This window comes from Vibrio sp. 10N.239.312.D08, from assembly GCF_041466145.1.
Taxonomy (GTDB): domain Bacteria; phylum Pseudomonadota; class Gammaproteobacteria; order Enterobacterales; family Vibrionaceae; genus Vibrio; species Vibrio crassostreae_C.
Map to the genome: position 1 here is coordinate 16,301 of NZ_JBFSSD010000026.1, position 26,368 is coordinate 42,668.

General features: G+C 44.5%; 28 protein-coding genes. 13 read left to right on the top strand and 15 right to left on the bottom strand.

Annotated elements, in window-relative coordinates:
- The first annotated feature begins 2 nt into the window (after positions 1-2).
- From AB6D58_RS14555 to AB6D58_RS14565, 3 genes are all read left to right on the top strand, one after another.
- A complete protein-coding gene (locus AB6D58_RS14555; protein WP_017065254.1) occupies positions 3-1,019 on the top strand; it encodes a nuclear transport factor 2 family protein in 1,017 nt (338 codons plus the stop codon).
- Positions 1,020-1,267: 248 nt separating this feature from the next.
- A complete protein-coding gene (locus AB6D58_RS14560) occupies positions 1,268-2,353 on the top strand; it encodes a porin (RefSeq protein WP_017065839.1) in 1,086 nt (361 codons plus the stop codon).
- A 197-nt stretch (positions 2,354-2,550) separates the two neighbouring features.
- The gene (locus tag AB6D58_RS14565) at positions 2,551-3,582 is read left to right on the top strand and encodes a LacI family DNA-binding transcriptional regulator (protein ID WP_372157636.1); all 1,032 of its coding nucleotides are present in this window, start codon (positions 2,551-2,553) and stop codon (positions 3,580-3,582) included.
- A gap of 146 nt (positions 3,583-3,728) precedes the next feature.
- Here AB6D58_RS14565 and AB6D58_RS14570 read toward each other — a convergent pair whose 3' ends face one another.
- Together AB6D58_RS14570 and AB6D58_RS14575 are read right to left on the bottom strand one after the other, a co-directional pair.
- Entirely contained in the window at positions 3,729-5,231 is a 1,503-nt protein-coding gene (locus tag AB6D58_RS14570; protein WP_108093737.1) for an arylsulfatase, read from the bottom strand.
- Between the two features lie 9 nt (positions 5,232-5,240).
- A complete protein-coding gene (locus tag AB6D58_RS14575) occupies positions 5,241-5,630 on the bottom strand; it encodes a DUF4345 domain-containing protein (RefSeq protein ID WP_017071827.1) in 390 nt (129 codons plus the stop codon).
- Between the two features lie 138 nt (positions 5,631-5,768).
- On the opposite strand from AB6D58_RS14575, the gene AB6D58_RS14580 reads away from it, so the two are divergent.
- Positions 5,769-6,539 (top strand): DUF481 domain-containing protein, encoded by a 771-nt coding sequence (locus tag AB6D58_RS14580; RefSeq protein ID WP_102320542.1) that lies wholly within the window; start codon positions 5,769-5,771, stop codon positions 6,537-6,539.
- A 111-nt stretch (positions 6,540-6,650) separates the two neighbouring features.
- On the opposite strand, the gene AB6D58_RS14585 is transcribed toward AB6D58_RS14580, so the two are convergent.
- The 5 genes from AB6D58_RS14585 to AB6D58_RS14605 all read right to left on the bottom strand — a co-directional run bounded on the left by AB6D58_RS14585 (position 6,651) and on the right by AB6D58_RS14605 (position 10,775).
- Positions 6,651-7,070 (bottom strand): globin, encoded by a 420-nt coding sequence (locus AB6D58_RS14585; protein WP_017071826.1) that lies wholly within the window; start codon positions 7,068-7,070, stop codon positions 6,651-6,653.
- A gap of 136 nt (positions 7,071-7,206) precedes the next feature.
- Entirely contained in the window at positions 7,207-7,605 is a 399-nt protein-coding gene (locus AB6D58_RS14590) for a VOC family protein (RefSeq protein WP_372157638.1), read from the bottom strand.
- Positions 7,606-7,751: 146 nt separating this feature from the next.
- Positions 7,752-8,201, bottom strand: coding sequence for a redox-sensitive transcriptional activator SoxR (gene soxR / locus AB6D58_RS14595; RefSeq protein ID WP_017062186.1), 450 nt, complete (start codon positions 8,199-8,201; stop codon positions 7,752-7,754).
- 164 nt (positions 8,202-8,365) lie between these two features.
- Entirely contained in the window at positions 8,366-8,887 is a 522-nt protein-coding gene (locus tag AB6D58_RS14600; RefSeq protein ID WP_372157639.1) for an NADPH-dependent FMN reductase, read from the bottom strand.
- Between the two features lie 325 nt (positions 8,888-9,212).
- A complete protein-coding gene (locus AB6D58_RS14605) occupies positions 9,213-10,775 on the bottom strand; it encodes a glutamate synthase-related protein (protein ID WP_372157640.1) in 1,563 nt (520 codons plus the stop codon).
- A gap of 435 nt (positions 10,776-11,210) precedes the next feature.
- Between AB6D58_RS14605 and AB6D58_RS14610 the strand changes: the two genes are divergently transcribed.
- Together AB6D58_RS14610 and AB6D58_RS14615 are read left to right on the top strand one after the other, a co-directional pair.
- Entirely contained in the window at positions 11,211-12,872 is a 1,662-nt protein-coding gene (locus AB6D58_RS14610) for an amidohydrolase family protein (protein WP_372157641.1), read from the top strand.
- A gap of 17 nt (positions 12,873-12,889) precedes the next feature.
- Positions 12,890-13,276 (top strand): hypothetical protein, encoded by a 387-nt coding sequence (locus tag AB6D58_RS14615; RefSeq protein ID WP_017071821.1) that lies wholly within the window; start codon positions 12,890-12,892, stop codon positions 13,274-13,276.
- A gap of 59 nt (positions 13,277-13,335) precedes the next feature.
- Here the strand turns inward: AB6D58_RS14615 and AB6D58_RS14620 are convergent, their stop codons facing one another.
- Together AB6D58_RS14620 and AB6D58_RS14625 are read right to left on the bottom strand one after the other, a co-directional pair.
- Positions 13,336-14,244, bottom strand: coding sequence for a LysR family transcriptional regulator (locus AB6D58_RS14620; protein WP_372072970.1), 909 nt, complete (start codon positions 14,242-14,244; stop codon positions 13,336-13,338).
- Positions 14,245-14,424: 180 nt separating this feature from the next.
- On the bottom strand, positions 14,425-14,577 hold the full coding sequence (locus tag AB6D58_RS14625) for a hypothetical protein (RefSeq protein WP_158008372.1): 153 nt from the start codon (positions 14,575-14,577) through the stop codon (positions 14,425-14,427).
- A 250-nt stretch (positions 14,578-14,827) separates the two neighbouring features.
- On the opposite strand from AB6D58_RS14625, the gene AB6D58_RS14630 reads away from it, so the two are divergent.
- Entirely contained in the window at positions 14,828-16,039 is a 1,212-nt protein-coding gene (locus tag AB6D58_RS14630) for a carbohydrate porin (protein ID WP_017039122.1), read from the top strand.
- Between the two features lie 286 nt (positions 16,040-16,325).
- A complete protein-coding gene (locus AB6D58_RS14635) occupies positions 16,326-16,484 on the top strand; it encodes a hypothetical protein (protein ID WP_372050963.1) in 159 nt (52 codons plus the stop codon).
- 216 nt (positions 16,485-16,700) lie between these two features.
- On the opposite strand, the gene AB6D58_RS14640 is transcribed toward AB6D58_RS14635, so the two are convergent.
- A complete protein-coding gene (locus AB6D58_RS14640; protein WP_017065247.1) occupies positions 16,701-17,258 on the bottom strand; it encodes a DUF1439 domain-containing protein in 558 nt (185 codons plus the stop codon).
- A 162-nt stretch (positions 17,259-17,420) separates the two neighbouring features.
- On the opposite strand from AB6D58_RS14640, the gene AB6D58_RS14645 reads away from it, so the two are divergent.
- The 4 genes from AB6D58_RS14645 (at position 17,421) to AB6D58_RS14660 (ending at position 20,629) form a co-directional block, all read left to right on the top strand.
- Complete coding sequence (locus AB6D58_RS14645) at positions 17,421-17,807, top strand: thiol-disulfide oxidoreductase DCC family protein (RefSeq protein ID WP_017062190.1); 387 nt, start codon at positions 17,421-17,423, stop codon at positions 17,805-17,807.
- Positions 17,808-18,191: 384 nt separating this feature from the next.
- A complete protein-coding gene (locus AB6D58_RS14650; protein WP_372125880.1) occupies positions 18,192-19,535 on the top strand; it encodes an ABC1 kinase family protein in 1,344 nt (447 codons plus the stop codon).
- Between the two features lie 84 nt (positions 19,536-19,619).
- Complete coding sequence (locus AB6D58_RS14655; RefSeq protein ID WP_102393681.1) at positions 19,620-20,165, top strand: glutathione peroxidase; 546 nt, start codon at positions 19,620-19,622, stop codon at positions 20,163-20,165.
- A complete protein-coding gene (locus tag AB6D58_RS14660; protein ID WP_017062213.1) occupies positions 20,162-20,629 on the top strand; it encodes a DUF3429 domain-containing protein in 468 nt (155 codons plus the stop codon). Before AB6D58_RS14655 ends, AB6D58_RS14660 begins: the two co-directional genes overlap by 4 nt.
- Positions 20,630-20,703: 74 nt before the next feature.
- On the opposite strand, the gene AB6D58_RS14665 is transcribed toward AB6D58_RS14660, so the two are convergent.
- The 5 genes from AB6D58_RS14665 to AB6D58_RS14685 form a co-directional block, all read right to left on the bottom strand.
- Positions 20,704-21,138: an N-acetyltransferase gene (locus AB6D58_RS14665; protein ID WP_017062214.1), complete on the bottom strand. Its 435-nt coding sequence runs from the start codon at positions 21,136-21,138 to the stop codon at positions 20,704-20,706.
- Between the two features lie 151 nt (positions 21,139-21,289).
- Positions 21,290-21,904: a LysE family translocator gene (locus AB6D58_RS14670; RefSeq protein ID WP_372157642.1), complete on the bottom strand. Its 615-nt coding sequence runs from the start codon at positions 21,902-21,904 to the stop codon at positions 21,290-21,292.
- Positions 21,905-22,034: 130 nt separating this feature from the next.
- A complete protein-coding gene (locus tag AB6D58_RS14675; RefSeq protein WP_372157643.1) occupies positions 22,035-22,352 on the bottom strand; it encodes a hypothetical protein in 318 nt (105 codons plus the stop codon).
- 75 nt (positions 22,353-22,427) lie between these two features.
- A complete protein-coding gene (locus AB6D58_RS14680; RefSeq protein WP_017067059.1) occupies positions 22,428-23,864 on the bottom strand; it encodes a lipopolysaccharide biosynthesis protein in 1,437 nt (478 codons plus the stop codon).
- Positions 23,865-23,880: 16 nt separating this feature from the next.
- Positions 23,881-24,807 (bottom strand): glycosyltransferase, encoded by a 927-nt coding sequence (locus AB6D58_RS14685; protein WP_017062218.1) that lies wholly within the window; start codon positions 24,805-24,807, stop codon positions 23,881-23,883.
- Positions 24,808-25,123: 316 nt separating this feature from the next.
- Here AB6D58_RS14685 and AB6D58_RS14690 point away from each other — a divergent pair, with 316 nt between their 5' ends.
- On the top strand, positions 25,124-26,272 hold the full coding sequence (locus tag AB6D58_RS14690) for a glycosyltransferase family 4 protein (RefSeq protein ID WP_372137628.1): 1,149 nt from the start codon (positions 25,124-25,126) through the stop codon (positions 26,270-26,272).
- The last annotated feature ends 96 nt before the right edge of the window (positions 26,273-26,368 follow it).

The window sequence follows — 26,368 nt, forward strand, 5'->3', positions numbered from 1 at the left end:
TTATGTCTAAATATCAAGAAGCGAAACGCATTGTTCGTGAATACTTCGATGCAATGGAAAACGCAACTCACGAGAACGTTGCTGAAGTTTTAAAAGCACACACTTCTGAAGATTACTTGTGGCGCGGTGTTTACCCATTCCGTGAGCAAGAAGGCGCACAAGCAGCAGCTGACGTATTCTGGGCACCAATGATGAAGTCAATGACTCGCATGCAGCGTCGTCAAGACATCTTCATCGGTGGTAACAACGAAGTTAACCCAGATGAGATTTGGGTAATGAGCATGGGTCACTTCATGGGTCTATTCGACGCTGAATACCTAGGTATGCGCCCAACTGGCAAGATCATGAACGTTCGCTACGCAGAATTTAACTGTGTTGTTGATGGCAAAATCACTAAGACAGGCCTGTTTCTAGACCTACTAGGCATGATGGATCAAGCGGGTTGCTACCCACTTCCACCATCAACTGGTAAGCACTTCGTATACCCTGGCCCACGTAACCACGACGGTCTGCTATTCGAAGACGCGGCTCCAGAAGAAGGTGTTGCGACACTTGCTCTAGTAAACAAAATGGTTGATGACCTGTCTGCTCTTAACGACAGCGGCGCGATGGGTTGCCCACCAGAAGTACTAGCGAAGAGCTGGTCAAAAGACATGATTTGGTACGGCCCATGTGGTATCGGCGCGTCTTACACAATTCCTCGCTACCAACAACAGCACCAACTTCCTTTCCGTAACAACCTGAAAGACAAGAAGTTCAACGGCCACGTTTGTCGTTTCGCTGAAGGTAACTTCTCTTGTTTCTTCGGTTGGCCAAACCTATCAAACACACCAACAGGTGGCTTCCTAGGTATGACTGGCGGTGAAGTACGTGCAAACATGCAAGTAGTTGACGTTTACTACCGTGACGGTGACAAACTGTCTGAGAACTGGGTTCTTATCGACCTTCCTTACTGGCTACAACAGCAAGGTCTAGATGTGTTCGAACGCACTTCAAGCATCATGAACCCAACGCTGTAATCGATACGCTTTAATCCAAAAGATTGAAACGAAATAGTGGCAACCTAAATAGACATCTGATTTAGGTTGCCACGCTTACTGGGGGACCCTTCTCGCTCCTAGTAAGTGCTCCAACCAATTCATTATTGCTCCACTAATAACTGAATCTACTAGTGCCTCATGGATGGGGTACACCCTGCCAAACCATTACCAATATAACGGGCTTGAAAGCACGGTGGCTTTCTACGGCCTGAATAAAGAGAATTACAATGAAAAAGTCGATTCTTTCAGCAGTGATCCTGACAGCACTTACCTCAGGTTCTGCTTTTGCTGCACACACTTTTACCAATGACGCGGGCGATAGCCTTACTTTAGACGGTCGTTTCGACGTTCGTTACCAAGATAAGGGCGGCGACCACAACGGTGAGTGGAACAGCGGTAGCTCTCGTTTCGGCCTTAAAGGTCAAATGGGACTCGATAACGGCTGGACTGGCTTTGGCCATGCTGAATGGGGTTACAACTCAGGTGCTAACGGCGACAATATTTACGACCGACTTCTATACGCAGGCGTAGAGCACGACAAATACGGCAAGATCGCAGCAGGTACTAAGCAGTGGTCTACTTTTTATGACGTCGCATGGTACACCGACTTAGGTCGTGTCTTCGGTACTCGCGGCTCAGGTGTTTACAACCTTTCTGACTGGGGTATTGCATCTGGTACAGGTCGAGCAGAAAACTCCATTACTTACCGTAACTCAATCAACGACCAAGTAAGCTACGGCTTCACTTACCAAACGACACGTGAAGAAGTGGCACTAGCGAGTAATGCGACAGCTTCATTGAAAAACGGAATGGGTGCGTCAATCACTTACAAACCGGTTGATGGCGTAACACTAGGTGCAGCTTACCACCAAAATGAAATTGCAGACCTAGACTCAGGTGTGGTTGGCGTAGAAAATGGCGACAACATGCGCATCATGCTATTGGGTGCGAACTACAGCAACGGCGGCTTCTACGCAGGTGCCACTTTCCATGTTGGCGAAAACTGGGAAGCTGTAAGCCAAGGCGGTACGGATGTAATGTTCGATACCCTAGGTGGTGAAATCTACACGTACTACCACTTCGACAATGGCCTACGCCCTACGTTGAACTACAACTACATGGAAGATCGTGATGACCAAACAGATGGCTATGAGCGTAACCTGCTTATCCCTGGTGTTGAATACCACTTCCAGAAGAACAAATTCCTAGTTTGGACTGAATACCAATTCGACCTAGGTAAAGATCAGCTCGTTGGCAATAAATTCGAAAACAGAGATGACCAATTCGCTGCAGGTATTCGTTACTACTTCTAACGCCCAGTTAGTCGATTCATAAATTCTTTAAACAAAGCTCTGCTCTTACGCAGAGCTTTTTTGGGTCATACCCAGAATAATATTCAACACTCTCTATTAACCCTTATTTTTCATCCAATCATGGCATATTGTATTTTTGAGTACGTACCTAATTATGTTACTCTATGCACAATCAATTTGGTTCAAAAGTATGGTCTATGAGCTCTCCAAAACACTCCACGGCGTCAAAGCCAACCGTCACCTCTAAAGATGTCGCTAAACTTGCTGGCGTTTCTCAATCAACTGTATCTCGTGTATTTGTCCCGGGCAGTTCAGTGTCTGAAAAGACCAAGCAAAAAGTGTTCGATGCAGCAAAATCGTTGAACTATCGTCCCAATGCCTTTGCCCGCAGTCTGACGACAAATGAGTCCAAATTGATTGGCTTAGTTTTCCCAGATGCCGACTACCCTATCCACATGAAAACTCTGCAGCTTATCTCTACTGAGCTACAAAAACAGGGTTACTCTGCGGTATTGATTCCTTGGCAAGTTGATGGAAACGACAACCACTCGATTCCTAATATCTTCCAATACCGAGTTGATGGCGTAATTGCTGCTTCGGCGACCTTTAATAAGTCGCTTTATGAAGAGTGTGAAGAGTTCAACATCCCCATTGTTCAGTATGCTCGTGTAGTTGAGGGGACTAAGAGTAGCCATGTAATAAGTGACAACTACGCCGCAGGCCAAGTCGCCGCTCAACATTTACATAGCGTAGGAACAAAGTCAGCGGTTTACCTGACAGGTAACGTGCCAACCTACACCAACGGCGAGCGTGAATCGGGCTTTTGCTCAGAATTCGAAGATCTAACAGGCAAGCAAGCTCGTGTTATTGAAGCTGACTATGACTACCTTGATGCTCTAGATACCATTCGGACTCTGTTTTCAGAACCCACACATCCTCAAGCGATTTTCTGTGCGACAGATAACCTCGCGATGGCAGTAATGGATGTGGCGCGCTTAGAATTTAACCTGCGTATTCCAGAAGATCTTCAAGTGATTGGTTTTGACGATATCCCACAGACTCAATGGTTGAACTACCAACTCACTACCTTCAAGCAAGATTTCAGACGCCTTGCACGTGAATCAGTGAAAATTGTCGTTAGCCAGATTCAAGAGCAAGACACAAGCTTAGTGAAATTAATGGTGCCGGTTCAATTTGTAGAACGTAGCACTACGTTGAAAGCAAAATAGCGTTTTCTTCAGTTTTTTTGCATGATTAAAACAAGCTTTTAAACAACCAAAATACAAAAATCCCGTTGGCGACGATTAGAGTCTCCAACGGGATTTTGTATTTCTACTCAGCCTTTTCTGCCCCAACGACTTGAGACAAGTGCGAATTAATTACCCACACCACCTGTTTTCTCAGCTGGTAAATCTGGTGTCACTGGGGGCCACTCTTGGAAGGTTGCTAGATGTTGTTGTACAGCAGCTTGAGCAGGACCAAATGCCCACATTTTCTGCCCCATCCATTTCAAGTACATGCCGGACTCTTCTGCCGCTCGCTCGTATGGGTCACGACGTAAGTTAAACAGCAATGGTGCGTTTAGCTCTTCTTTCGGACCACTCCAGCCATGGTTTTGGACCACAAAGTGCGCCTTCCAATCGCCAATACGAACCGCTTGTAGCTTGTCTCGTTCGTAGTAGTAGATCTCTTTACGATTCGACTCGCCTTTCTCTGTCAGCATGTCCACTTGGTTGTAACCATCAAGGTGCGCTTTAAAGCCATCGTGACCTTTCAACATTTTCTCTTTTAGATCCGTTGGACCACCAGCCGCAGCGACCAGAGTGGGTAACCAGTCCATACCATCAAAGATGCCATTGCCTACAGTACCCGCTGGGATTTTACCCGGCCAGCTAACCAGTGCAGGAGCGCGAACACCACCTTCCCAAGTTGTGCCTTTTTCGCCATGGAATGGTGTCATACCACCATCTGGCCACGTCATGATCTCTGGGCCGTTATCGGCAGTGAAAATAATAATGGTATTGTCGGCAATACCGAGTTCTTCCATTTTCGCCATCATCTCACCAACATGGTCATCAAGATCTTTCATGACCACTTCTTGAAGTCCCCAACCGTTTTGGCCAAGCATGGCTTCGTATTCAGGTGACAGGTGCGTCCAAACGTGACCACGTGATGGACAGTACCAAGTAAAGAATGGCTTATCCGCTTCAACCGCCCTTTCGATGAAGTTGATCGCGTGTTTATTCACTTCATCATCGAGTGTACGCATACGCTCAATCGACAATGCTCCATCATCTTCGATCGTTTGACCACCTTTGCCATCTGATCTTGCGTAAATGACATTACGAGGTGCAAAGGCATCCAAAGATCCATCTTTTGGCCAATCTGGATCTTCTGTGTATTCCATTGCATTCAAGTGATACAACCAACCCCAATACTCATCAAAACCGTGCATTGTCGGTAGGAATTCATCTCGATCACCAAGATGGTTTTTACCAAACTGACCCGTAACATAACCCATGGTTTTAAGAATCTCAGGAAGCGTTGGCGTGTCGGCACTTAAACCAACTGGGCCACCTGGCAATCCGACTGAGTGCATGCCTGTTCGAACAGGGAGTTGACCCGTTAAGAATGCAGAACGACCCGCCGTACAAGAGGGTTGAGCGTAATAATCGGTCAGTAGCATGCCCTTTTCAGCAATACTATCGATGTTCGGTGTTTCGCTGCTCATCACACCATTGTGATAAGCACTCAGGTTTGATATCCCAATATCATCCGTGAAGATAACAAAAATATTCGGTTGCTCTTGTGCTGACCATGCCGATAGCGAAAAGCTACTCAACACACTCATCACAACAAGGTGGAAAATCCTTTTCATAGAATGTCCTTATACTGTTTCAGATTGCTCTTTATGAATCATTTTTAAACCAACTAAACCAAAGCCCAACTCCAATATTAGATAAACAAAAAGTAGCCAATGCGGCATGCCATCCACCACCAAACTGATGACTCGTCCGGCAGCTAAACCCAACATGAATACCACCAAACTATAGAGCGCTGGCAGTCGATACTTTTTGAACAGTGCGCCAAACACCCAAAACAACGCCAGAGCCAAGTAAAGCCCCATCACTGCACGAAAGATATGAGTAACGTTGATGGGTGTGGCGTCGATACCAAATAGATAGTCAAGAGAGACTACGGGGGCATAACCATAAGACAGTGCAATAGGTGTTAAACCTAAAACTGCAACGAACAAGAAAATACTCTGTGGCTTCATACCCTAACTCTTTTAACTTGGCTCATTTCAAAAAACATAGTCTACAATCAGCAATATACAAGTTGCATATATGAAAATTGCCCCCCGGAAGGCACATTCATAAACTTGCTACTTCACACAAAAGATAAGGATATCGATATGGCTAAATGGCGTTACCTAATCGCATCAGTATTAATGGCTAGTTCAACCGTAAGTGCGCAAGAAGCAAGTACACCGATGGATACAAAAAAGTGGCAACATAGTTTCGAAATCTACGCGCTCGCACTCAATATTCGTGGAGACAGCACCATTGGTAATTTGTCAGCAGATGTTGATGTTGATCCTTCATTCATCATGGATCATCTTGATATGACCGCAATGGTGCGTTTAGAGGGTGACTATGACAATCAATGGGGCTATTACATTGACTACAGCTTCATGAAACTAAGCGGAAAAACAAACTCGGTATTAGGATCCAACGCAGAGTTATTAAGAGGCAACCTTGATATCCGACAAGGTGTTTTAGATGTGAAGGGTTTTAAGCGCTACCAATACGATTTTGGCACGATTGATTATCTGTTTGGGCTTCGTTGGTGGGATAACGACATTGATACCAAGCTTTACGGTTCAGGTGGTAGGTTAAGTGTCGACCGATCACTTGATGAAGATTGGGTTGACTACCAAGTAGGTGTGAGATGGATTACGCAGATCAATAAGGATTGGAAGTTTCACGCAACCATTGATGCAGGGCTTGGTAGTGACACCAACTTTACCTCATCTCTGTTAACTGGCGTGCGATACCAGATAAACAGTTGGTCTGACTTAAATGTTGCCTACAAATCGACCTGGGTTGATTACGAAAACAAGGGGACCTTTGAATACGATACCGCATCGCAAGGGTTCCTGATTGGTTGGGCTGCTCATTTCTAGTCAAACAATAAGAGGTAAGCCTGATATCGTTAGGCTTACCTGACAATGTCAATCTTTCAAGAGTTAATGCCGGTTTTAACTAACGAACAAGCAAAACTACCCATCAACGACCTAGTTATTCACAGTGTTTGGAACTACGCACTCTTTCTTCATGATAGTTAAGCCGGCCTCGAGAGTTTCTGTCCAAGCTTGTTCGACGCTTTCATCGTAGTGAGGGTCATATTTTTTAACTGTATTGAGTAACGAATTGAACCACTCGTTGAGCTCAATCTCGGAAATATCCAGCCCTAGGTCTTTATGCCTTTTACCCAATTTCTTTACTGAGTTACGCACGCTTGGTAGACCAGCAGAGTTATAGATAAGAATGATCGAGGCTTTAAGCATCTTGGTTTGTTGCTCTAACCCTATATTTTCAAAACGTTCTGAAAACCTTGGGTTATGCTCGCAAAAATCCGCCAAAAACGTTTCGAGAAATTCTTGGTCAATCCGGCAGCGCTCAAAACTTTCATAAAACAGTTCGTTCGGTTTCATCTAGCCAGTCCTTTGCAAAATTTTGAGTTATCGGGAAGCTAACAAGTCCAGAGCCGCAACTTAGCCAACTCCGAACCATCAATATGATCTAAGTATACGCCACTGTGGCATAAAATGAACGATGGCATAACGTAAACTACGGCATAAAGTGCGTTGCACAAATCTTGTTTCCATCAGGATCTCGCAAATAAGCCATGTACAAGCGACGCTCGTCAGAACCTCTTGCTCCGGGCCCATTTTCAATGCTGGTACCGCCATTTTCGACGCCAATCCGATGCCACTCATCTACAACTGCAGGAGAGGATGCAAGAAAACCCACCGTCATACCGTTGCCGTGAGTCGCTGGCTGACCATCAATCGGCTTCGTTAAGCCCAACACACCCGTTTGGCTAACGTAAACACAGCGCCCTTTGGGATCAACAGAGCCTTTGGGATCAACAGAGCCTTCGCTATAACCAAGCACCTTCATGATTGGGTCATAAAAAGCCTTCGCGCGTTCAATATCTTCGGTACCGAGAAAAACATGGCTGAACATAACTAACCTCTTCTTTTATTGAAAGAACCACCTAAACTAGACCTATAATTCGTGTTTGTCTAGGCACGCTATTCGGTCACAACTGTTGCTTAACCCATTGAGCAAACACCTGAAACTTAGTTCGCTGTTCCATGCCTTTCGGGAACTCAGTTAGTCTGTTCAACAATTCGTTGTGCGCCCTGCCCTTGGTCATGCAAGATATCATCAGGATTTAGCAAGTTGCACTTTTGCATACTCAAGCATCCGCAACCGATACAGCCGGTTAAGTTCTCTTGTAGCGATTTAATCTGCGCCATTTTACTGTCGAGTTGCCCCTGCCACTTCTTAGCAACGCGCTCCCAATCTCGCTTAGTCGCGGTATGGTTCATCGGCAGTGTCGATAATTCTTCGGTGATCTCTTCCAGCGTGAAGCCTATCGACTGCGCGACTTGGATCAACGCAATTCGTCTCAACATCGCCGACTGATAACGGCGCTGATTTCCGTTAGTACGAATCGAAGCAATCAACCCCTTGGTTTCGTAAAAACGTAACGCCGAAGGAGCCACGCCACTGCGCTCAGCCAACTGGCCTATGGTGAGGTATACGATGTTTCTCATTACGACACTATCCTTGAGATCATAAATATTTAAAGCTTACTTTAACTTTAGAGTAGCGACCTATTGTTACCTTAACCAATTAATGTCCTTAAACTTTGACAACGGGCGCAATGAAAAGCAATCGTGAACATGGCTGCTTTGTTTTATTGTGGTGTTCTCGCTCTCTAAATCTGACTCATGATCGATTTCAGGCTCTCGGCCATTTCGGCATTGATGATCTCACCCGTTTCTACATTAAAGTTGTCGTAGAAACTTGGCACCGACATCGACCCCTTCACATCTGCATCAAAGTAAGGTGCCGAATTTACCGCAGACGACAACACAGAGTTTGCGCCGCCTGGGCCTGGTGATGTGGAGAGCATCACAACAGGTTTGCCTTGGTACACTTTCATGTCGATTCGTGATGTCCAATCAAGCACATTCTTAAAGGCTGCGGTGTATGAGCCGTTATACTCTGCAAAAGAGATGACCACAGCATCTGCTTCGCCAATCTTGCTAAAAAAGCGTTGAGCGTGTTGATGAACACCTGAATCTTGCTCTCTTTTTTCGCTGTAAATTGGCATCTCGAAATCATTAAGGTCGAGCACCTCGACTTGCGCGCCTTCGACTAAACCTGCGGTGTACGCTGCAAGTTGTTGATTAATTGATGTTGTACTGTTGGTCGCGCCAATCGCTAATACTTTCATTGTTGATCCTTGTTCATTTTTCTCACCTTTTTGCACTCATGACTTCAATTACGGAGCTCAAAATTCATAACTGAAGATTCGTAACGTCTGTTTGATAACATCAAAACCTGCACTAGGCGACAAGGTGATAGATTGTGTTTTTAGATTGGGGATGATGATAAAACCTCAAGTTAACTTGAGGTAAAGCGATATTTTCAAAATATAGGAAATAGTTTAAAAACACTTATAAAGCAGTTGATTATGAAAGGTTTAACATAGGTTGGCATTACACAGGAAAAAGTCAGCACACCCAAAATACATTGAGTGTGCTTTATCGAAGTATTATTTACTTAAAGTGATTTAATGGACAGACACCAGAGTAAGCGACACCGGATAGCTCGGCCATTTCGCGATTCCATGTTGCCAAATCATGAGGGTTAAATTGATTCAAATGATCATGCCCACATGCCCTCGCCATCACTTGCATTAATTCTGTCGAGGCTTCAAAGAAGTTCTTAAGCTGGTTCGATGCTTTCTCGACATTCAAACGCTGACGTAAATCGGCTTTTTGAGTTGCAATACCAGCAGGGCAATTATTGGTGTTACACATTCTCGCCGCCACACAACCTATCGACTGCATGGCACTGTTTGAGATAGCGACACCATCAGCACCAAGCGCCATCGCTTTTACGAAATCCATCGGCACGCGCAAGCCGCCCGTGATGATCAATGTGACTCTGTCACTGACCCCTTGTTTATCGAGATACGCTCTAGTGCGAGCGAGTGCTGGAATAGTGGGAACACTGATATGGTCACGGAACATTTCTGGCGCCGCCCCTGTACCGCCACCACGCCCATCTAAGATGATGTAATCGGCACTGGCATCAAGCGCGAACTGAATGTCTTCTTCGATGTGATTGGCACTTAACTTAAAGCCAATCGGGATACCGCCTGTCACCTCTCGAACACGGTCGGCGAACTTTTTAAAATCCTCGACCGTGTTTAGGTCGACAAAGGTGGGTGGAGAAATCGCTGCCGTGCCCGCTTCAATGCCACGCACCTCCGCGATCTTGCCTATGTTCTTCGCGCCCGGTAAGTGCCCGCCCGTTCCGGTTTTGGCACCCTGCCCGCCTTTAAAGTGGAAGGCTTGAACGTTTTTGAGCTTAGCTTCATCGTAACCAAACTGAGCACTGGCTAATTCATAAAAGTAGCGAGAGTTCGCCGCTTGCTCTTCGGGTAACATACCGCCCTCACCGGAGCAGATACCCGTCCCTGCGAGTTCGGCACCTTTCGCCAATGAGACTTTTGCTTCTTCAGATAGCGAGCCAAAGCTCATATCAGACACAAACAAAGAGATGTCCAATTTAAGCGGCTTCTTCGCTTTGGGGCCAATAATCAGTTCGGTACCAACAGGCACATTTTCTAGCAAAGGCTTAGTCGCCATTTGCGCGACCATCACTTGAATATCGTCCCAGTGAGGTAATAGATGTCTTGGCACGCCCATAGAGGTCATTGGCCCATGATGCCCAACCTTAGATAAACCATCACGCGCTAACTGATGAATAAACTCCACGGTAGGCTCTTCTTTGGTTGCGGTTGCCGCTGGAGATAAATCAGGGGCTGTCGCTTGAATGTTAACTTCAGGGCCTTCTTGCCCAATTTGTTCCGCAGTAAACTGTTTATGAGTGCCATCGCAGAAAGGAAGGTTGTTGGAATACTTACAGCGACAAAGGTAGGCGTCTCCGCTCTCTTCGGCGACAAAGCTTTTCGGTTTGAACCCCGTACCGGCATGAGAACCGTCACAAAACGGTTGGTTTTTCGACTTCCCACAGGTACAGAAGTAATACTTCTCTCCCTTCGTCAGCTCTACTTTAACGGGTTTGTTATCCGCAATTACTGGACTCTTCATAGTTCGCTCACCTTTTCTTTCTTATGATTTGATGACTGAAGCGATGACTTGCTCACAAGAGTAAAGTAAAGGTGAGATACCCAGCGAATTCAATAAACGGATGAAGTAAAGCGACTCCAGTCTAAAGCCTGAATCACCATCAAACCGATAGCCATCGTGCTGATATTCATATCTTGGTTTTATGCCTCAACAATATCTATTCTGTCTAAATAATGGAAAACCACTTTTAAAGACCAACACCAAGGCTCTCATCATCAACTCAAGTTTTAAGTTTGTAGGGTTAGATCAGACAAACTGAAATTTTGTTATATAAAAATTGAGCTAGAATTATCTCAGCTTCCAAAGGTAAGCCAGAAATACAAACGGCAGTACGACAATTAATTTCAGCTGAAATAGGTAAACACTTTAACCTTTCCAGCAACAAAGAGAGAAATCATGAAAGAATCATTCAAGAAAGGCCGCATAAGCGGACTTGTTAGTATCGCATTGTGCCTAGGTGCGTCAGGTGCTTTTGCCGCAGATTACGACCTAGTTATCGAGAATGGACGAGTGATGGACCCTGAAAGCATGCTGGATGCTGTATTAAACGTCGGGATCAAAGATGGTCAAATCATCAAAATCACGGCAGAAAAACTCGACGGTGATGAGACAATCGATGCAACAAATCAAGTGGTTGCCCCAGGTTTCATTGATACCCACTTTCACTCGCTAGATGGTTTATCTATCAAGCTTGCAGCCCTAGATGGTGTAACAACGGGTATGGATCTGGAAGTCGGTGCGATTCGCGTCGGTGAGTGGTATGAAGAAAAAGCGGGTAAATGGCCACTGAACTACGGTACTGGTGTCAGCCACGAAGGAGCTCGTCTTCAAATCCTAGATCCTGAAGTGAAAATTACAGGCCCACATGATGCAACTACGATTCTTGGCTCGCTTCGAACTGAAGCGGCTAAAGACGGTGTGAGTGGCTGGTCTGAGACCAAAGCTGATATCGAGCAGATGAACCAAATCCTTTCTGTTCTTGATCAAGGCTTTGCAGAAGGTGCATTGAACCTAGCTTCAACAACCGCTTATATGAAAGATGGTTTGACGGCATTTGAGATGTACGAGTCCATGAAAGTCGCAGCAAACTGGGACCGATTTGTATCATCACATACCCGTTTTCACGCTAACCCTTCAAATCCAGAAGCACAGCTGGGTTTTGACGAAATCTTTACCAATGCGATGCTTCTCGACTTACCATTTTTGATGCTCCACAACAACGACTTCGGTTGGTGGGAAGTAGAAGAAAAGCTAAAGCTTGCACGAGAGAAAGGCTTAGTGATGTGGTCTGAATACTATCCATATGATGCGGCATCCACTGCGATTGGTTCATCTTTCCTTGTACCGGAGTCTGTGGAAGGGATGTACAACGCGAAGTATGAAGAAATGATGTACGACCCAACACGCGATAAATATCTGACCAAAGAAGAGTATCTGGTCATTGCCGCTGAAGAACCGGGTCACTTGGTGGTTCTGTTTAGCCCTGCACGTAAAGATTGGATGAAATACTGGCTACAAATTCCAAACATGACCGTTGCAGCAGATTCTATCTATTCAGGTTTAGGTACTGATTCTTGGGATGCCGATCCAACAGAATATCAAGGTCACCCTCGAACTGCGGGTACTCGAGGCAAAGTATTACGTATGGCACGTGAAGAAGGCGTACCATTGTTATTCACACTTGCTCAAACGTCTTACTGGGCAGCAAAGCATCTAGGTGATGCGGGGGTTGAATCAATGAAAGTTCGTGGTCGTATGCAAGAAGGCATGGTTGCGGATATCACCATTTTCGACCCAGAAAACGTAACCGATAATGCGACTTACAAAGCCAAAGAACAAGGCAATCCAACAACCGGTATTTCTTATGTCATCGTAAATGGTGAGCAAGTGGTTAAAGAAGCTGAGTTCCAAAAAGTATGGGCAGGCCAACCCATTCGTAACACACCATCGGATGAATCGCGATTTGAAGGATTGAGCAAAGAAAAGTTCTTGGAAAACCTAACAGTACCAACGATTTCTATCGATGACTCGGGTGCCTCTGGCAATCCGCAACTATAGAAAAAAGTGAGGTAATCATGATCAAAAAGGCTATATGTGCATTGCTACTCACGGGTTCGTTTTCAGGAACGACAAGTGCAACTAGCATCGATGATATGGGATTTGATGTGTCTAGTTTTAAACAAACAGGACAACAAATATCTGTCAAAGAACCGAAAGCGCCAACGTTAGTTCAGGAGAGTAAACTGGCCTCATATGTAAGCGAAGTCGGCGTAGATGTCGCCAATTTGTCTCAGGTGCAAGTTGATGATTTGATCGGAAGTTATGACCAATTGCCATCAGCGATCTTTTGTGATGAACATCAAGAGTTCGAGATTCAGATATCAAGGACGAATATCTGGCAAAGAACGAAACTGATGAAGTTACGACAAGCGATTGGAGACGATCTACCTAACGCGCACTAATATGCCCTCATAACAGCCAGTGATTTTTACTGGCTGTTTTTTCATCTAATAAACCCAAGTTAGAAGTATTCATCATAAACGTGTTGGATGTATTCATTAGCAGCAGTAACGATAGATTCCCTTATCCCTTCAATATGTAAAGAATGTGGGCTCCATAAAGAAATGGGAACCTCTAAACCTTTTTTAATCTCAGTAGGCTTGAGCTCAACTAAATTCTGCTGCACAAATTCAGAGTAAATAACAGAGCGAGGAAGTAACGCCCAACCTAAGTCTAGCCGAACCAATTGGATCACAAGCGCAAGTTGGTCAACAAGCTCATAGTTAGCAGAAAGGGTGACTTTATCTGCCATCCCTTCATCGATTAATGATTTCAAGATTAACTGCTTAGATATTTTTAACTTAGAGAACAGTTCGTTTGGTGGCGTTTTACTCAGTTCACTGCCTTTACTTGCGAATGGGAGCAGCGTAAGGGTTTCTAGGTAAACCGCGTGAAAGCTATTCATCGCCCTACTCTCATGAGTATTCAAAAAACCGAAGTGCAGTGTCCCATCTTCAATCCCCTGCTCAATCTCCTTTTTATTCATGACCAGCATATTGACTCGACAACCTGGAAAGTCTTTTTGTAATTGCATTCTGATATCAGCCAAAATGAGCTGTGGCATAAAGCTTAGATAACCGATATTGATGGTTTCTGGTTCGCCTTGGGAGATGTTGAGCGCTATTTTATCAAAGACTTTTAGCTGCTCAACGGCTTGCTTGGCATAGCGGTAAAGTAATTTACCTTCTTGTGTTGCTTCAACACTGCGACCTTTGCGCTCAAAGAGTGCGACATCAAGAATATCCTCTAAATTGACAACAACTTGCCCGATGGTACTACGGTGTTTATCTAGCTTAGCGGCAGCCTTGCTAAAAGATTTTTGCTCGTAAACCGTCACAAAGGTGGAGAGTTGCTCGAGGCTGAAATTCATAGATGACTCCAATATTCAAATAATGCTTTATTACTTTCAAATCAATCACTTTGACGTGATGAGTATAGACAGAACATGCATAGGTTACGACTTCCACCTCAAAAAAAACCAACAAGGTTCAAATAGTTTGTCTGATCACGTCAGACAATAGCAATTCTGAGTTTCCATTAAACGTTTATATCATTCCGGCTTATCTAAACAACCTATGTGAAATACCGATACGAATACAAAGAAGACTTTATCCAAAGCGGTGGATTTGGCATCAACAACCAAACCGCGATTGGTGGTACTGCTGCGGCATTCCTGAACGTTAAAAACTGGCGACGATGGCACTTTTTTCACCTTCAATCCGGAATACACATATATCGACGGCGATCTTGAAAGCAGCACCTTGAAAACAACACTCCGTCTAGCAACACCTTTATCACAAGATAAATCTCGCTGGGGAGAGCTTAGAGTTGAGAACACTTATGGCGAAGTAACAATCAAGTTCAGTCATCCAATCCTAAAGTAGATACATCATTATTTTTGCACTCAGCGTATTTGATTAACCAAGCTGGGTCGTAATTACTAAGAGGTTAAAATGAAACATCTTTTGAATATGTCAACGATTGCTCTGATATTGGCATCAGGGGCAACAACCGCTGAAGTAATGTCAGTAGAGTCCTCGACTTCGCGTTCACATTACGATTCATGGAATGAAACCAAGCAAAACCTTCAAAAAGAGCATGGCTTACAGTTGGGCATGGATTACAACATGCTGAGTATGGGAGCGATTGATCCTCTTGGGGATGCATCTGCTGCGGCAGGAGCATTAAGAGTCTTTGGTCAATGGGATCTTATAGAGACAGAAGATGGAGACAAAGGCGGAATTGTATTCAAGTTTGAGCATCGACATAAATACACAGAAAACTCCCCGAAAGAATACGGTTTGGCCGATCTCGGTTACTTAGGTTTTGCTCACTCCTTATATGGTGATCAAGGCTTTAGAACCACTCATTTATTTTGGCGTCAATCTCTACTGCAAGAACAGATGGTGGTTTACGCCGGTTTCTTAGACATGACGGATTACACCGATTTTTATGCGTTAGCTAGCCCATGGAATGACTTCAACAGTGGTGTGTTTACTTCCGGAAGTGGAACGATTGGTGGATTGCCTGATGGTGCACTGGGTGTTATGGCCGGCGGTTTTTTCTCAGATAGCATTTATGGCTCGGCCAGTATTCTTGATGCTAAAGGCAACGCTTCTGACTTAGTTGAAGGAGCCAAAGAGCTCTTTGACACAGGGGCCACTTGGAAAAGCTTAGAACTCGGTTGGACACCAAGTAAAGATATGCTGTTCATCAGCAATGCTCATATCAGCCTATGGCAGCGTGACGCAGTTGGAAACGATGATGAAGGTTACGGTATCAACCTGTCTCTATCAGGTTTAGTGGCTGAACGTTGGTTGCCTTTCATTAGGGCTGGATGGGCTCAAGATGGCGGAGCCATGTATGACGCCTCAGTAAGCGCCGGCTTTGGTTACATTCCTGCACAGAGAAACCAAGACATGTTTGGACTGGCAGTTAACTGGGCAAGCCCAATGGAGAGCACAACGCAAGGGTTGGACTTAGACGACCAATATACAACTGAAGCGTATTACCGAGCTCAAATCACACCATGGCTGCAAATTTCTCCAAGTGTGCAAGTTCTGAATCACACCGCGGTTGATCTGACCAATGGCTTCGACAACATCAATTTAATCCAGAATAAAACCGATGTGGTATTTGCCCTAAAAGCAAAATTCGAGTTCTAAATTAAACACACGTACAAATGATATTAAGGAAAATATCGTTATTAACCTTGCAGGAGTGCTAAATAAATTTCGAGTAAAAAATGAAAGTAAAAATATTCTTGGCGATACTCTTAGGTATGGCTTGTAATACTGCGACTGCGGAAGCAGAAAAAACAAGTAACGATCAAGTACAACGAATTATTCTTGTTCGACATGCCGAAAAGCCAGATGACGGCCTTGGTAACCATTGCTCCAACTGCGATCCAATATGGCATGCCCATCAACACACAATATGGTTGGAATGACTTTGAAGTTATTCTTAGATAAATACCGTAATGCAGATCTTTTACTGGCGTGGGAACACATCAGCATTGAAGTGCTTGTTACTTTGATTAAGCATCGCTTTGATAACGTTGACCCAATCCCAGAATGGCCAAATTCTGATTACGACATGTTTTTAAGTTAATCATCGATTGGAGTAAACCGAGTGATCTGACAATCAATGTTCATAAACAACAGTTTGGAGACATCTCGACTGAATGCCCTAGCACCAAATAAGTTGCTGGTTAATGGCTTTTATCGAACAACAATCAGAAGAGTGAATTAACCTCAGCCCGAGTACACAATAACAAGTTACTCCGTACTCAGGCAAAAACTAGTCAACCTTTAATACAACAAGCCTCTAATCAAACAATTCGATAACCAATTTATTGTCTTTAATCACTAGATTGGGTTCCGATGACTTAATCAACGACTCTTGAACCTTGTTGCTGTCGAGTTTGTAAACCGGAGACTGGGACAAAGCAAAACCTATCATCGATACAGCTGGTTTGAGTAGTGTCTCTATTTCAGGCGAAAGCTGTTTGCCTTTTTCTTCAAAGCGCTCTAGTCGCAGCGACTTTAGATACACCTCGCCACTCTCCTTGTCGTATTCGGGAATCGCGCTGAACTCTAAGTCTAAATCCAACCCCATATTAGGCATATTGAACACTTGAACTTTTGCATTGGTATTCGCCAACACGGACACGCGTTGTGCATCGGCTCGACCAATTTGCACTTCTAGATCATCCACAGCCACTTGTGCGTACATCACACTTTGTACACCAACCTCTTGTTCTAGCATCACTGAGTCTTCAAGGTACTTCGTCATTTCTTGCTCGGTAATGCTGTAGCTAACACAACCACTGAGCATCAGGGCTGTCACAGCTATAATCAAACGGTTCATTAACTTTGTTGTCATTGGAGATAGGCTCTTATTTTTTAAATGCATGGAACGGATGTTACCTCGAGATGATACTGTAAATTGGTTGTCACAATAACAGTGTCGGATAACTGGGCAGAATGATCCACCTAAATGGTGATGTCGTATCAATGAGAATTGACGAAAATAGTAAGGAAAACAATGACTGCATTAACGATATTTTACGATGGAACCTGTCCACTTTGTGCAAAAGAGATGGCAGCACTGACTAAGTCTGATTCCAAAGATCAGATCCAGACCGTCGATATCTACAGTGAAGCGTTTTCAAACTACCCGCAAATAGATGCCGAGGCAGCCAATACAATCTTGCATGCACTGGACGAAAACGGAAAGCTGCTGCTCGGTTTAGACGTGACTTACCAAGCGTGGAAGCTAGTAGGAAAGGGTTGGCTGTATGCCCCGTTACGTTGGGCGATTTTTAAGCCAATGGCAGATTGGTGTTATCTACGGTTTGCCAAAAATCGATATAAGATTTCGTTTTGGCTAACCGGAAAATCACGTTGCAACGGTAACAGCTGCACAAAATAGTGTTGAGTTAAGACATGCCGCTGGCGACTTTGTAGTAAACGATGCCAAATAGGGCTGCGAACACCAATACCGTAACGGCCACTTTCAACCAAATAAATTTCATGCTTTGTCCTTTTAATTCTGTTTACTGTTCCACGCGACAAGTTAGCACAACAAAACATACGGTTGTGTAATGATTGATAGAACTTTGTAGTCATACCAATCACAGTAGGTAAGTGTCAAGAAATAGCGCAGGAAAAAAGCTTGAGAACAAGGCGAATTTTTTAGATAAGTAGTTATTCTACAATCAAAAAATCTAACGACTTTATCGAGATTTTTAACAAGCTAGGGTGAACAGTTATTTACTACGATTGGTATCAACCCTGATTCCCAGAGAGAACCTTTATGTCGGCAAAAGAGAGAAACCTTCCCACACATCGAATTTCTAGATTCAGTAAGTTCGCTTCGTTGGCGACAAGAGTCGCGGGTAACGTGCTAACGGAAGGCACCAAACAAATTGCACAAGGCAACAGGCCCAAAGCAAAAGACTTACTGTTAACGCCACAAAACATTGCTCGCCTGACCGATCAACTCGCACACCTGCGCGGTGCGGCTATGAAGTTAGGACAGATGCTATCAATGGATGCGGGTGATGTCTTAGAACCAGAGTTAGCCGACATTCTCTCTCGCCTGCGCTCCGATGCCGATCCACTGCCAACAAAACAGCTCAATCAAGTGTTAGAAAGCTCGCTCGGGAACCATTGGAAAACCGAATTCCTGTCCTTCAATTTTAAACCGATCGCCAGTGCATCTATCGGACAAGTTCACCAAGCCTATAGTGATGCTGGGGACAAACTCGCAGTCAAAGTCCAATACCCCGGCATTAGAAAAAGTATCGACAGTGATGTAGATAACGTGGGCACGCTGCTCAATATTGTTGGCTTGATACCAAAGTCGGTCGACTACAAAGGCTTGTTAGAAGAGGCAAAGAAACAGCTCCACGATGAAGCAGACTATGCTCGCGAAGCTGATTACGCAACTCGTTACCATGATGCATTGAAAGAATACTCTCACTTCGTCGTACCTAAGATTCATCCGCAAGTCTCTTCAGAATCGGTGCTCGCCATGGACTTCATTGAGGGCGTCTCAATAGAGCAAATCGAAAGTTACGACCAATGCACACGTGACTTTGTAATGCACAGCTTACTGGAGCTTCTGTTCAGAGAGTTGTTCGATTTTAAGATGGTGCAAACCGATCCCAATTTCGCCAACTACCTTTATGTTGAAAACACCCGACAAATTGGCTTATTAGATTTCGGAGCAACCCGTGAGTACAGTGACCGCTTCAGCGAGGGTTATCGCTTGGCCTTTTCCTCTGTCATTAACAACGATGAGCAAGTGCTCAACCGAGCTTTAGAGCAAATAGGATTCTTTAGCGAGACAATTCTTCCCGAACAACGCCAAGCGATTCTAAATCTAGTGAAGATGGCCTGTGAGCCGATGTTAGTTGACGAAGAGTACGACTTCAAAGCCAGTGGATTGGCACAAAGGCTTCGTGAAGCAGGCACCATTTTGAGCATGGAACAAGAGTATTGGCATACGCCGCCCGCCGATGCGCTGTTCCTGCACCGAAAAATTGGTGGCATGTATCTATTAGCGGCTCGCCTTGGTGCAAAAGTGAATATCAGTCGCTTGGTCGCTCCATATCTTATCTCAGAGAGCAAAAGCACAACTAAAAGCGCGAGTTAATGAGACAGTAAATAATACGCAAAGTGATCATTTCATCGTGCTCAAGAGTAATAACCATTACGCCAACTAAAATGAGCCAACCCTATGAAATGTTCACTACTTTGCTCAACCGCACTGATTACAAGCCTCACGAGTTCCATCGCCTTTGCAGCGAGCTGTCCCGAAATACTTAATGGCAAACAGCGCTTGTTAAACTCAACCGAAGAAATCGCCTTGTGCGATGAGTTTCAAGGCAAAACTCTATTGGTGGTAAATACAGCGAGCCAATGTGGCTTCACTCCGCAGTTTGAGCAACTCGAGCAACTTCATCAAACCTACAAAGACCAAGGCTTCACGGTTATCGGTTTCCCAAGTAATGATTTTCGCCAAGACAAGGGAAGCGAAGAGAAGGCGGCAAAGGTTTGTTACCTAGACTATGGCGTGACCTTCCCAATGATGGCGCGAGCTTCACTGTCTGGTAGCAACGCCAACCCCGTGTTTACAGAGATACAACAGCAAGCGGGCGTAACGCCTAAATGGAACTTTTACAAATTCTTGATCAGTAAAGAAGGTAAAGTCGTCGCCACCTTCCCTAGCTCCACATCTCCAGTGAGTGCCACGCTCAAAAACGCGATTGAGCAGCAGTTATGAAGGCGGATTACATGGCAACAACTCAAACCCGTAACACCATGGCCAAACTGGGGTACATGGGGTTAATTCCGTTTTTATTCGGTCTTCTCCTTTCGCTCACCGACAGCCAATTTATGGGGATAAGCGGTGAAACGCTGTTCATCACCTACAGCGTGGCAATTTTGAGTTTTCTTTCAGGGATCTTGTGGGCAAATGGCATCGAAAACTTTGAAAGCCAATCAAGTAACAAAGCACTGCTAATAAGCAACGCGATTGTGCTCATCGCTTGGCTGGCAGTATTGCTTGGCGAACAAAAAGAGCTAGTGACAACTCTGATTCTCATCTTTGGTTATATTGCGGTTTGGCGAGCTGAAAGGACGATGAGAGAAGAGAACCAGAGCCAAGGTCCTGATGGCTACTTTGATATGAGGACTCGGCTGACCTCTAGTGTCGTGTTAATGCACGGTATCGTGATGCTAACCTAGAGCTACGAGATTGTCTTTGAAGTGTGAGCCTTTGATTTAGTTAAGCGCCTTTGTTAAAAACCGTTAGCAACAATCTAGATGATGAGCTTCATCACTAACCTCGGCTCATCATCACCAAAGTAGTTGTCTTCTTGCTTGATGGTAACGAACCCCATCGATGCATAAAGCGCACGAGCCGATGTGTTATTTGGGTCTACAGTGAGCAAAAGCCTAGCATCTCGAGGCAACTGCTCAACCGCCTGTTGCATCAGTTTCCGGCCAACTCCCATGCCACGATAATTCTGGTCTACAGCCAATGATAGGACCCAAAACTCATTCTGCTTGTCTGTGGTTGTCGTTAAGGCATAGCCAGCAATCTTTGAGTCTTGCTTAGCAACCAATAAACCTTTTCCCCAGCAATCAAAGGCCTGACGAAAGAAAAACAGCGGATAGGCGTGAGCGCCAAACAAAGCATGTTCAAGCTGGTAGATATCAGCCAGTTCTTGTTTTTCCGCACAAACAACATTCATAGATAGACCTCATTTAAACCGAACCTCAAGTTTAAGCATGCAAACTCAAAGGTGCTATTAATAATATATCAACAGCCTAAAGGCTTACGAAGTACCTTAACGAAGATGCCACTTAACTAACGCCTGAGGAGTAGATTAGGTTACTTATGTTTTACTGTCGAATAACCAACAAATTTGCGCCAGATAACGCAAGAAAAACCGAGCACGCTTTGTTAAAACGTTTTGCCATTTGTGGCTTAGAGAACCAGTTTCTGAGGTATGAGCCAAATGCCGCGTAGATCGATATCGCGAGCATTTCTAACACTAGAAAGGTGCTACCTAAAACAAAGAATTGAGTATTTACGTTCGCTGAAACATCGACAAATTGAGGAAGGAATGCAGTGAAAATGAGTATCGCTTTTGGATTGCCAGCAGCGAGTGCAAATTCTTGTTTAAACAGACCAAACCAATTCTTATTTCGTTCGATATCCACGACCGGACTGGCGTGTGAGCGCCATAGGTTGAACGCGATCCACAACAGATACATCGCGCCAAATAGTTTGATCAGGAAAAACAGCGTTTCAGAAGTATAAAGCACAACCGCTAAGCCAGATGCAGCCAAAGCAATCATGCCAGAAAAAGCGAGGATTCTTCCTAGGCCTGCGACAAAGGCGGCCTGAAATCCGTAACAACGGGCGTTGTTCATTGATAACAAATTGTTTGGGCCCGGAGTCATGTTGAGCGCAAAACAAGCGGGGATAAACAGCAGTAACTTCCAGATTTCCATTGGTGCTTCCTAATTGCCAAATGCCGTGATTATAAAATCCTTAAACAAGGTCTTATCGTTTATAACAGCATTTCATATCTTTTGTAACTGCATAAAAAATAAGCACCAAATCTATACAGTAAATTTTCAATCAGTTCTCAAAAAACTGTTCGTACTCGGGTGTCGCTAGATTTTCGGCGACACCAATCTCACCGACGAAATAGATAGCGCTCGCAATTGTATCTATCGTTGGGTTTGATTCTCGCTCTGGGAAGTCGCCAACAGCAGGAACAGGTTTTGGCGCAGACACCGAACTACAAACAAGGCTATTACATACCCTGTTTTGATTTTCTAAGGAGATAGCTTCAGGAACGTCAAAGTGCTGAGTGAGTACGTCGTGGTTAGACAATTCAGACGAAACGTACGATAAGGTTGAGAATAGAGCTGAGAGCACAATCCACTTGTTCATGTATCTTTCCATTGATGGCATTCATTGAATTTATAAATACTATCGAATCTCACACATTATGAACAGTGTTTTATTTTAATTTGCGTGAGACTGCTTACCCAGCATCAACTTGTCGAGCAGAGCTTGCGGGACAACGATCACTGAGTATTTAACAAAGGCCACCAGCGCGATTACACCAACAGCCGATCCAAGAATAAAGTCATGGACATCAACCAACACCAATCCCAGAAGTTGATCACTTGCTATCGCTACTAATGCGATGCTAACTGCGGTTACCCACTTGCTGTGTTCATAAGGTAATTGTTCCATCGCTTGGCTTACAACATACAGAAGCATGAGCCGCACAACATAAGTTGCACAAAGAACCGCGACAACACCCCACACGCCATAAATAGGCGTCACTGTGAAATAACCAATGGCCGCCAAGACCGCACATCCACCTTGAATCCACATTTGAGATTGACTCGAATCGCCACTGAAACAACCAAGGTTAAGATAATCACCTGCATTTTTGATAACGCTAATCGCAAGCAGCGCAACAACAATGGCCCCCGCGTAATGATAACTGCTCGGTAAAATGAGAGAAATAAATCCGGGTACCGTTAGAATCATCAACGAACCTAAAACAATGGCGAGGTTCACTCCGACTAACGCCCTATCGGCACACATCTTACTGCCACCCGGCTGTTGAAGCATCGCCACACGGTTTGGAAACCACCAAAGCGCGTAAGGCTGCAACAACAGACCAAGAATCAACGCGAACTTTCCGCTAACCGCATAAATCGCGAGTTCTTCGACACCGACGAAGCTTGCCATTACCCAGCGGTCGAGCCCCATGATCATATACATTGATGCACCGCCAACCAGAACGGGCAGTCCGAATTTTAAGATCTTCGCCGAGTATTTGAAGCAACCAAAAGATCCCATCTCTTGCCATTGATAACGCACTAAACAAACCATTAGCAACACACTGGATACCGCAGCTGAAATCAACACGCCATCTATACCGTATCCAGCCTCAAGCAAAACAAAAGTCATGATGGCTTGAACACCGGCTTTCAACACATTGAGCATGCAAAAACGTTTCGCCATCGCGTTCATACGCATCAGCGTTAGCGGGATAGAAATCGCCCCATCGAGCATGGTAGGAATAAGCAGAAGCAGTATCTGGTAAGGCTGGAATTCAACTGGCAACATTAAGATTAACAACGGCATACTGAGGGCAATCAAGGCGCCCCCAAGCACGCACACCAGCACGCTCAATGTGAAGCAGTTCGAGACGAGCTTTTGCTTTTCATCACCTTCGGCGACACCCACATAACGATACATGGCATCGACAATACCGAAGCTGAACAATATCGTCCCAATGTCTGCCAGCAAGACAATGGCTTCTAAGGAACCATACTCTGCCAACGTCATATTGTGCGTAATGTACGGGATCATCACCAATGAAATCCCTTTCATCATTAATATACCGATGGCGTAGTAAGCCGACTGCTTTAAAGAACCCATAGTCGTCACCTTTTCCTTACCAAGCTGGCTTTAGGAAACTTTTACAGTCTCCAATTAGGTGTCGCAATGTGCGTTTTTGAGGTGACATGACCAAAGAACGGAAACTGTAGGCAATAGCCTGTCTATTCTGTTGTAAACCTCGATAATAGTCAGCATAACCTTCCAGTATTCTCGCCTTTGCGATTTTGAAGCTAGAAGTGGGTAGATTCCATCGTTGACTGTCATTTTGGTAATGTTGAAGAATAGTCTCTATAGACTGCAAATTTCTCAATTTAAGACTTTCAGTTTGGGTAACAGAGCTCGCTCTCATCAAGTAGCCAACCTGCACCGAGTTCAACACACCGATCTGATGGTTTTCACTCATTCGAAGCCACAGTTCCCAATCTTCCCCATACTTGATGTCAGCATTGAAACTGTCTGTTTGAGAAAACACATCCGCTTTCACCATGACCGTTGATGTTCCAATCACGTTATTTTCTATGATGAACTCCAACGGGTTCTCGATATTGATGAACAGCTCATCTTGATCTTGAAACTGCGACCAGTAACTAAAGCAGTCGACTATTACTTGGTAATCTTCAGTAAGATGCTCGTAGTTAGTAAAGCTCATCGCGAGATCAGGGTAACGTTGATGAAATTCGAGTTGGCGCTCAATTTTTTCAGGAAACCAGAAATCGTCTGCGTCTAAAAAAGCGATGTATTCACCGGTCGCCTTTTCAATCCCTAGGTTTCTCGCTTGAGGCGCACCAACACCCAATGTGGACAACGTAATAATGCGTTCATCGTCTATAGAAGCAAGATACGTCGACGTTCCATCGTTACTGTTATCGTCAATGACAATCAGCTCAACATCTTGATGAGTCTGCTTTAGTACACTACCAATCGCTTTCGGCAGGTAATCCAAACAATTGTAGGTAGGAATAACAACACTTACTTTAGCCATAATGACACCCTCAGATTTATACGTTATATGGCTGACGTTGCATGTTCTATGCCGAGAGTGTCTTACTACAAAATCACCTCTATATCAGTCACCTACGCGTCCATTCTCAAAATGACGACCAAACACAGATGTTCAAAAAAACTGCAACTCCAATTTGATTATCAATTTGAGAAAACGAGCCACCTCTTAAGGGGTAACCTTCGAAAAGCAATCAGAAAGCCCTCCAAAGCTACGATTCGAACTTGGTTCGTATCTTGCTTTATTGGTTATTACCTTGGCTTGATAGCTTTAGTCATATGGATTTGAGGAGTAAGGAATGAAGAAAGTAGCATTTGTGGCGCCAACCTACCCAGTACTCAGTGAGACCTTCATTCAAACAGAAGTCGAATCTGTGAAAGCGTGTGGGCACGATGTGTGTGTAATGACGTTCAAAATTGAAAACAGTGAAAAACAGTTCGACTACGACATTGTCGAAATAGGTAAAAATGTTCGGAAGGGTAAAGTCGCCAGCATTAACTGGATAGGTTTCATCAAGGCTGTCTCATTTATTTCTAAGCAAACCAGCATGCCCAAAAAGTCACTGTTCGCTTATGGGTTTAAATTAGCGCTGCAACTCGCGGAAAACGACGTCGAACACGTTCACGCGCATTTCTGTCAGCACACCACTGCTCACGCCATCGTCGCGGCAAAGCTGCTGAATATCACCTGTTCGTTCGTTGCTCATGGTCATGATGTTTACGAGTTCGCTTATGACATTGAACATAAAATCTCATCGAGTGATTTTGTGGTTGCAGTGTGTAAAGACATGCTCGCTGACTTCAATACCATGGCGAAAGGAAACATTAAGCTCCTGCACTGCGGAGTGAATACTAAACAATTCCAACTCAACCCAAAAACCGAAACGAAACAACTTCGCTTTGTTTTCCTTGGCCGATTAGTGGAGCAAAAAGGCATCCACCATCTTATTGATGCATTGGCGCCGATTGCCGAACCTCTCGACATTCATCTCGATATCATCGGTACTGGCGATTTAGAGCAACAGTTAAAATTGCAGGTCAAAGAAAAAGGACTTGCTCGAAACGTGACCTTTCTTGGAGCGAAACCTCACGAATGGGTAAAAGAAAAACTATCGAACTATGACAGCCTAATCGCGCCCTTCTGTTTTTCCGAAACCGGATGTGTGGATACAGGGCCTCTGGTTTTAAAAGAAGCGATGGCTGTGGGAACACCAGTCATTACCACCAACATCATGGGATGCAAAGAGATCGTCTCACCAGAGACAGGTTTTGTGGTTAGCGAAAAGAACGTGGAAGAATTAAGAGAAGCGATTGAGCGTTTCGCGCAGCTAAGCAGTAACGATAAAGCATCGATGGGGTTAAAGGCACGTGAGAGAGTGAAAGACAGTTTTAATTCGATCAAACAAGCTCAGCAATTATCTCGTTGGATAGAGAACCCAGCTCAATAAGGATTAACTCAAACAGCTGAGCATCACAAGAACAACTCAGCACCATTAAAAACTAAGCACCATAAGAAAACGGAGCACCACAAAAACAAAAGAGCG